Source organism: Chitinophaga sp. (genome assembly GCF_035538455.1).
In the GTDB taxonomy this organism is placed as follows: Bacteria; Bacteroidota; Bacteroidia; order Chitinophagales; family Chitinophagaceae; genus Chitinophaga.
In genome coordinates, this window is sequence record NZ_DATLKJ010000154.1 from 121,604 (window position 1) to 128,692 (window position 7,089).

Sequence of the window (7,089 nt, forward strand, 5' to 3'; positions counted from 1 at the left end):
TAGAATAACATGAAGCATAATGCTGCCTGTTACCTGAATATCAGCATGAAAAATATTCTATCCCGGCAATTAAAAAGGGCGTTTTCCGTTCATGTGATCAGAGCATAAACAGGGCTGTCACAGCGCTGTTCATACAAGAAATAAGTTTTTTTAATATTTAGCCGTATTATTGCAAGAATATCCATTTTTTGCATCGTATATTCGTTGGAATTATTCATTTTTGCATTCTAATTTTTGACCGTATCAACAATGGGATTTTTTAATTTTTTAACGCAGGAAATCGCGATTGATTTAGGTACAGCGAACACGCTGATAATACATAATGACCAGGTGGTTGTGGACGAGCCTTCCATTGTAGCGATAGAACGGGCTAGCGGTAAAATTGTGGCTGTTGGTAAGAAAGCCATGATGATGCACGAAAAAACGCATGAATATCTTCGTACTATACGTCCCCTGAAAGATGGCGTGATAGCGGATTTTAACGCCGCGGAGGGTATGATCAGGGAACTCATAAAAATGATTTATCCTAAGAAGCCTTTGTTTGCTCCGAGCTGGCGCATGGTGATCTGTATCCCTTCCAGTATTACGGAAGTAGAGAAGCGTGCCGTTCGCGACTCTGCAGAACAGGCAGGCGCAAAGGAAGTATATCTCATTCATGAGCCTATGGCTGCCGCGCTGGGTATAGGTATTGATGTGGAAGAACCTGTAGGTAACATGATCATCGATATAGGCGGTGGTACCACCGGGATCTCCGTGATCGCACTGGCTGGTATCGTATGTGACCAGAGTATCCGTATCGCCGGTGATGAATTCACTGCCGACATCATGGAAGCACCGCGACGCTACCATAGCTTACTCATCGGTGAAAGAACTGCGGAGCAGATCAAAATTCATATCGGCTCCGCCCTGAAAGAACTGGACAACCCTCCGGATGATATTCCGGTAAATGGCCGTGACCTGGTTACCGGTATTCCGAAACAGATCATGGTATCTTACCAGGAGATCGCGGAAGCACTGGATAAATCTATATTTAAAATTGAGGAAGCCATCCTGAAAGCGCTGGAAACAACGCCACCAGAGCTGGCATCAGATATTTACCGCAGAGGCTTGTATCTCACCGGAGGTGGCGCCCTGCTGCGTGGTCTCGATAAGCGCCTCGCCCAGAAGATCAAACTGCCCGTTCATGTAGCAGATGATCCGCTGCGTGCCGTAGTAAGAGGCACCGGTATTGCGCTCAAACATGTTGGTAAATATCCGTTTCTGATGCAATAAACCTATTTGAGATATAGGGATTTGTGGATTTTGAGAGTGATAGATTTTGGGATTTATAAAATTCCGAAATCTATCACTCTCAAAATCCACAAATCCCTGAATCTCCAAATCACAAAATCAAAGCGCGCTTGTGCGGAATCTAATCATTTTCTTTAGGCGATACTTCAACTTCTTCTTATTTCTGCTGCTGGAAGTGATTTGCATTGTATTGGTATTCCAGAATAACAACTTCCAGCGTACAGCCTATCTCAACTCCGCCAATAACCTTAGTGGAAAGTTATACGACCGGTATAACAACGTACAGTATTACTTTCATCTGAAAGCGACCAATGACAGCCTTGTCGCCGAAAATATGCGGCTGCATAATGCCCTGCGCAGCAGCTTCGATACCATGACCACCACCCAGGGAATCAGGGTAGACACCATCCGCCAGTACAGTAACGATACAACCCGCAAGATAATAGGCACACAGATACGCCGCTACGAATACTTCGAAGCAAAGGTGATCAATAACTCACTGAATAAACCTATTAACTATATCACCATCCACCGTGGCAGCCTGCAGGGTATCCGCCCCAATATGGGCGTGATCAGTACCAGTGGTGTGGTAGGCGTGGTAAGAAGTGTGAGCGATAACTACGCTGTTGTATTGTCCATGCTTTCTAAATCCAATGCCCTCTCTATCAGTGCCCGCCTCGGACAGGGTAAGGAAATGGGGTCAGTGCACTGGGACGGCGAAAGTGCCGGCTACGCCCAACTGCGCGATATCCCCAAAAGTGCCAAAGTACATAAAGGCGACACCGTAGTCACCAGCGGATTCTCTGCATTGTTCCCGGAAAATATTGCCGTAGGTTATGTAGACAGCATTATGATGTCTGACAAAGCCAGCACTACGTTTAACATCCGCCTGAAGCTGGCAACCAACTTCTATAACCTGCAATATGTGTATGTGATAGAGAACCTGCTTAAGGATGAACAACAAAAACTAGAAGATTCGACTTATAAGTTGATTAAAGAATAAATGAGTATACTGTTAAGAAATATCATCCGTTTTGCTTTCCTGATACTGATCCAGGTATTTGTTCTTAACGAAATACTGATTGGTCAGCTGGTAAGCCCGTATCTGTATATGCTGTTCATACTGGCGCTGCCCTTTAACCTGCCGCGTCCCGTAGTAATGCTGCTGGGCTTCCTGACAGGTCTTACCCTGGATATGTTTTCCAATACAATGGGTGTACATGCTGCAGCCTGTGTATTTGTCGCTTATCTGCGCCCGTTTATCATAAATGTACTATCGCCTCAGGGCGGATTTGAAACGACCCAGAAAACACCCTCCATGACTAGCATGGGCGTGTCGCAGTTCCTTATTTATGCTGCGGTGCTGGTATTTCTGCATCATACCTTATTCTTCATCCTCGAAGTATTTGGTTTTGGCAACCCGCTTTACCTGATGCTGAAAATCATTTTGTCTACCGCCGCAAGCCTTTTCCTGATTGTGTTGTATGAGTTGCTGTTCTTTACGAAGAAGTAACCCTGCACTATAAACGAATAAACCGACATACCGATAATGAACCGCTCGCAAGCCAAACTGACACAAGGGATTGACTGGCCTATCGTTGGCCTCTACCTGGCATTGGTGATCATTGGTATCATGTCTATTTTCGCGGCTGAATACCGCGGAGAGGGCAACATCTGGCAGAATATCATCCATATCAACAAAAACTACTCACGTCAGATGATGTGGTTCGGCATCTCCCTGGTGTTGGCCGCCATTATCTGGCTTACAGATAGTAAGGTATTTACCGCCACCTCCAACCTGATGTATGCCTTCGGCTTATTGTTGTTGTTACTCGTGCTGGCCATTGGTAAGGACGTGAAGGGATCGCATTCGTGGTTGGTAATAGGCGGCTTTCAGCTACAGCCTGCGGAATTCACGAAACTATGTACCAACCTGGCTCTTGCCAAATATCTATCGTCGCAGGAAACGGACTTTAAGAAACTACGATCGAGAATTATTGCAGCTGCCATCGCGCTGATACCTGCTGCTATCATTATCCTGCAGGATGAAACAGGTCTTGCACTGGTGTACTTCGCCTTCTTCCTCGTGATGTTCCGTGAAGGACTGCCCGGTGTATTACTCGTTATCGCCTTCTCCGGCATCGTGCTGGTGCTTTCAGCACTGCTGGTGGATAAATACGTATTATTCTCCATCTTTACTGTGATCACAGCGCTGGTCATCTACTTCATGCGCCGGGAAATCAAGCGCAAAAGATCCCGTTTGCTGATTATCCTGCTGGTATACGGTTTCTGCTCTGTGTTTGTGATGTTCATAGTACCTTTTGCTTTCACCAAAGTGCTGAAGGATTACCAGGTGCGTCGTATCGAAGTAATGCTGGGTAAGGAAAACGACCCCAAGGCCACTTATAACACCCGTCAGAGTATGATCGCGATTGGTTCCGGTGGTATCTGGGGTAAAGGTTACCTGAAAGGAACGCAGACACGTTACGATTTTGTGCCCGAACAAAGTACTGATTTCATTTTCTGTACAGTCGGTGAAGACTTCGGCTTTATAGGCAGTATCATATTCGTTGGGTTGTATGTAGCCCTCCTCTTCCGGATCATATTCATCGCGGAGCGACAACGATCGACGTTCTCACGCGTGTATGCATATGGGGTGGCTAGTATTATCTTCTTCCATCTGGCCATCAATATCTCCATGACCATCGGTCTCGCTCCGGTAATCGGTATCCCGCTGCCGCTGGTGAGCTATGGTGGCTCGTCTCTCATGACTTTTACCATGCTCATCTTCATCATGCTCCGTCTGGATGCTGACAGGCAGATGGTGCTGCGGTAGCTGTAAGCCTTTAGCATCTGAAAGCTAACCGCTAATCGCTATCTTTGCTGCATGGCACGTATTATACCATTATCAGAAGGGTCATTTACCGTAGACGGGACCAAGCAATTCACTCCATTCAAAGTGGGAACAGATAACCTGCAGGATCGTCCGCACGGTTCACTGCTGGTCGAAATCCAGCCATTTCTTGTGATAACAGACAAGGACTATCTGCTGTTTGACACTGGCCTGGGTTTCCGCAACCCTGATGGCGTTTTACAGATACATCAACACCTGATCGATAACGGCATCAATCCCATGGAGATCACTAAAGTATTGATGAGCCACCTGCATAAAGATCACTCCGGTGGCGTATCGGCAGCTGATCCGGTTACCGGCGAGCGTACACTCACCTTCCCCAACGCTACTTATTATGTGAATAATGAAGAAATGCGCTATGCAATGGAGCATGCCGGAAAATCGTATCACTCAGAAGATATTATGCTGCTACAGCAGCGCGATAATGTTGTGTTTACAACCGGTAATGGCTCGATAGACGGCTATATTCACTACGAACTGACCGGTGGGCATTGTCCGTATCACCAGGTGTTTCTGGTGGATGATGGAGAAGACAAAGTGTTCTTCGGCGGAGACGTTGCACCACAGATCTCCCAGATGCGCAGCCGCTTTGTTGCCAAATATGACTATGACGGCAGGCGCAGTATGGAATTACGTCAGCAGTTTATGGAACGAGGTAAACAGGAAGGCTGGAATTTCCTCTTTTATCATGATATTAAAGAACCGGTAGCGAAATTCTGATACCGTTAATTCTCCTGTGGATGTATGTACACCTTATATAACAGCTTTGATCTCGAAGGCCAGCACCACATTAAAACGTGGGAACAGCAGGGACAAGACTGGGCTGCGTATAGTCGTTACCGTGAACAGGCCGCGCACCGGTTATACGTTCCGCATACCATCCTGAACCTGGTGGTGAGCGGAGAAAAGCGGATGTATGATGGTGTAAGAGTGCACCACCTGCGTGCAGGCGACGTATTCCTGATCCCGGCGGGCTCGCTGCTTTGTTCTGAGATCCTTCGTCCTTCAGACAGCTACGGTAGTATCAATCTGGTATTACCGGCAGCTATGATTGACTATAATGTTAAAAAGCAAAGTAATACACAAAGCCAGCCCACACTTACATTACAGTTGCCTGCAGCATCTCACTGGCGACGTTTCTCTACTAAGTTGTTAGAGCGGTTTCAGCATGGTGGTCAGGAAGCGCCTGGTTATTATGAAACGCTGGAGGAGGCCGTTTCCCTGCTAGGCCGGCATGCAGAGGCAATTAACCTCTTATATGCCACCACCAGATATCACCCGCAGGAGCTGCTGGGAGAGCTTTATCCTCATCTGCACGAAGTACGTTTGCTGGAAGATGTAGCACTGGTGGGACACATGAGCACCGCTACACTGAAGCGCCGGTTTAAGCAGTTGTATAATACCAGTCCCATGCATTGGATCTGGGGAAAGCGCCTGGAAATGGCCGCGTTCCTGTTGCGCACCACTATACAACCTATTCCTGAAATAGCCTATGGCTGCGGATTTGAAGATGTAACTCATTTTTACCGCCTGTTCCGCAGGTACTTTCATATCACCCCACTGCAATGGCGCAATGCCAAAACTGATCTTTTCAGCAAATGATCAGCGTGAACAAAGGCTTATCTTGTTGCAAAAAAAACAATGGAAGATCTGAACAGTTTAGCTCAGGCATGGTTGGATGCCTGGAATGCACATGACCTCGAAGCAATTTTATCTCACTATGCTGATGACATCGTATTTTACTCCCCTTTCATTAAGAAGATAAACAATGACCCAAGTGGTTGTATTCGTGGGAAAGAGGCGCTACGCACATATTTTAGCCGTGCGCTTACTGCTTATCCTGAACTGCACTTTGAATTATATCATATAATGGAAGGAGTTAACTCAGTAGTACTGCATTACAAGAGTATCAACAACTTGCTGAGTGCGGAAACCATGATTGTGAAAGACGGTAAAGTGGTGGAAGTACGGGCCCACTACAAATAATGGGATCAGGGGCGTCTGCGCAGGATGCCCTGATTCAGCCGGTTCATGCGCTGAGTATTGAGATGATTGATCATGATGCCCCTGAATTCCCTTTCACCTTTGAATACCATGCCTGCTTTTCTGGCTGGTAATACACGCTGGAACTCGTTAGTGTACTTTGAACGGATGTCGAGCATTCTCTTTTCATAGCTCAGTTCTCGGTCCATATTATGTTTGGCAATATCATCTGCAGAGGCGTCGGACAGCTTGTCCTGCGCCTTTCTGCTTTGGCGTTCAGCGATCAGGAGCTCTACTTCTTTGGTGTAATTTTTATATACGGGCCAGAATTTCTGGGCTTCGTCGTCAGACAGGTCCAGTTTCTTAGCAAGATAATCCATCTGCAGCTGCTTTATTTTTTCGGCTGCTTCGCCGGCAGGCTGCTGAGCTTTGCCCACACGGGTTACCGCAAGCAGGGCAAACAAGATGGCTAATATAGTGCTATAACGTTTCATGCATCACTGATTAGGTACTACCTCATTCTCCGGATAGGGTTGTTGCAGGTATTTTTCTGCTGCAGGTAAAGATAGTTCGTTTAAATGTTCCTGTAGTGACTCGGCAGCGTTCGATTCATTGAAACCGGCCAGTATGGTTTCGTTGTCAAACGTGTCAGTATGCGCCTGGAGATAATCAACAATATCCTGGTCGCTTACTTTCTCCAGTTGTCTGTCAATACTGTTGCTCTTGTCATTCTCTATAAAAAGTAGTGCTGTAGTCCCTACAAAACCAATCAGGCAGGCGGCCACAGCCCATTTGAACCAGCCTAATCTGTTTTTGCGGTGTACAACACGCATGGTGGGCATTTCAACCGGAGTAACTATTTCTAATGTTTCAAAGTAGTGATCAGGTAATGAAAATGGTTG

At 46.5% G+C, this 7,089-nt stretch carries 9 protein-coding genes; 7 read left to right on the top strand and 2 right to left on the bottom strand.

The window, feature by feature from the left end:
* Positions 1-249 precede the first annotated feature (249 nt).
* From VM802_RS18880 to VM802_RS18910, 7 genes are all read left to right on the top strand, one after another.
* Positions 250-1,272: a rod shape-determining protein gene (locus tag VM802_RS18880; protein WP_325533394.1), complete on the top strand. Its 1,023-nt coding sequence runs from the start codon at positions 250-252 to the stop codon at positions 1,270-1,272.
* Between the two features lie 130 nt (positions 1,273-1,402).
* Positions 1,403-2,293, top strand: coding sequence for a rod shape-determining protein MreC (gene mreC / locus VM802_RS18885; protein ID WP_325533396.1), 891 nt, complete (start codon positions 1,403-1,405; stop codon positions 2,291-2,293).
* Positions 2,294-2,803 carry a rod shape-determining protein MreD gene (gene mreD / locus VM802_RS18890; protein ID WP_325533398.1) on the top strand — a complete coding sequence of 170 codons (510 nt, stop codon included), beginning with the start codon at positions 2,294-2,296 and terminating at the stop codon, positions 2,801-2,803.
* A 36-nt stretch (positions 2,804-2,839) separates the two neighbouring features.
* Positions 2,840-4,126: a rod shape-determining protein RodA gene (gene rodA, locus VM802_RS18895; protein ID WP_325533400.1), complete on the top strand. Its 1,287-nt coding sequence runs from the start codon at positions 2,840-2,842 to the stop codon at positions 4,124-4,126.
* Between the two features lie 51 nt (positions 4,127-4,177).
* Entirely contained in the window at positions 4,178-4,924 is a 747-nt protein-coding gene (locus VM802_RS18900) for an MBL fold metallo-hydrolase (RefSeq protein ID WP_325533402.1), read from the top strand.
* A gap of 24 nt (positions 4,925-4,948) precedes the next feature.
* Complete coding sequence (locus VM802_RS18905) at positions 4,949-5,806, top strand: helix-turn-helix transcriptional regulator (RefSeq protein ID WP_325533404.1); 858 nt, start codon at positions 4,949-4,951, stop codon at positions 5,804-5,806.
* A 39-nt stretch (positions 5,807-5,845) separates the two neighbouring features.
* The gene (locus VM802_RS18910; protein WP_325533405.1) at positions 5,846-6,190 is read left to right on the top strand and encodes a nuclear transport factor 2 family protein; all 345 of its coding nucleotides are present in this window, start codon (positions 5,846-5,848) and stop codon (positions 6,188-6,190) included.
* Positions 6,191-6,195: 5 nt separating this feature from the next.
* On the opposite strand, the gene VM802_RS18915 is transcribed toward VM802_RS18910, so the two are convergent.
* Positions 6,196-6,681: a hypothetical protein gene (locus VM802_RS18915; protein WP_325533407.1), complete on the bottom strand. Its 486-nt coding sequence runs from the start codon at positions 6,679-6,681 to the stop codon at positions 6,196-6,198.
* A 3-nt stretch (positions 6,682-6,684) separates the two neighbouring features.
* The coding region (locus VM802_RS18920) for a hypothetical protein (RefSeq protein ID WP_325533409.1) at positions 6,685-7,089 on the bottom strand (405 nt) is incomplete at its 5' end.

What these genes read in the sequence shown, in the direction of transcription:
- VM802_RS18880 (WP_325533394.1), top strand. Translation starts at nt 250, where the DNA reads ATGGGATTTTTTAATTTTTTAACGCAGGAAATCGCGATTGATTTAGGT.
- mreD (WP_325533398.1), top strand. Translation starts at nt 2,294, where the DNA reads ATGAGTATACTGTTAAGAAATATCATCCGTTTTGCTTTCCTGATACTG.
- rodA (WP_325533400.1), top strand. Translation starts at nt 2,840, where the DNA reads ATGAACCGCTCGCAAGCCAAACTGACACAAGGGATTGACTGGCCTATC.
- VM802_RS18900 (WP_325533402.1), top strand. Translation starts at nt 4,178, where the DNA reads ATGGCACGTATTATACCATTATCAGAAGGGTCATTTACCGTAGACGGG.
- VM802_RS18905 (WP_325533404.1), top strand. Translation starts at nt 4,949, where the DNA reads ATGTACACCTTATATAACAGCTTTGATCTCGAAGGCCAGCACCACATT.
- VM802_RS18910 (WP_325533405.1), top strand. Translation starts at nt 5,846, where the DNA reads ATGGAAGATCTGAACAGTTTAGCTCAGGCATGGTTGGATGCCTGGAAT.
- VM802_RS18915 (WP_325533407.1), bottom strand. Translation starts at nt 6,681, where the DNA reads ATGAAACGTTATAGCACTATATTAGCCATCTTGTTTGCCCTGCTTGCG.